This is a genomic window from Streptococcus mitis (genome assembly GCF_047464945.1).
GTDB lineage: Bacteria > Bacillota > Bacilli > Lactobacillales > Streptococcaceae > Streptococcus > Streptococcus mitis_EA.
The window spans coordinates 1-596 of sequence record NZ_JASHAX010000027.1 but is presented as its reverse complement, the minus strand read 5'-3'; the positions used below and the strand labels follow the sequence as shown (position 1 = coordinate 596).

At 51.2% G+C, this 596-nt stretch carries 1 pseudogene; it reads left to right on the top strand.

The features are described 5' to 3' along the window. Nucleotides 1-596, top strand: a pseudogene (locus tag QM424_RS09830) (hypothetical protein); the annotation flags it as partial.

Below are 596 nucleotides of genomic sequence, written 5' to 3'. Positions count from 1 at the left end.
ATTGGCTTGCACTTGTTGATGCTGACTCAGAAGCTGATGTACTTGCTGACTCTGACGCACTTGTTGATGCTGACTCAGAAGCTGATGTGCTTGCTGATTCTGACGCACTTGTTGATGCCGATTCAGATGCGCTTGTGCTTGCTGAGGCTGATGCACTTGTTGACGCTGACTCAGATGCCGATGTGCTTGCTGATTGGCTCGCACTTGTCGATGCTGACTCAGAGGCTGATGTGCTTGCTGAGGCTGATGCACTTGTTGATGCTGACTCAGAAGCGCTTGTGCTTGCTGAAGCTGACGCACTTGTTGATGCTGACTCAGATGCTGATGTGCTTGCTGATTCAGAAGCGCTTGTTGACGCTGATTCAGATGCTGATGTGCTTGCTGAAGCTGATGCACTTGTTGACGCTGACTCAGAGGCTGATGTGCTTGCTGAGGCTGACGCGCTTGTTGACGCTGACTCAGATGCTGATGTGCTTGCTGAAGCTGACGCACTTGTTGACGCTGACTCAGAAGCGCTTGTGCTTGCTGATTCTGACGCGCTTGTTGACGCTGACTCAGAGGCACTTGTGCTTGCTGATTCTGATGCACTTGTTGAT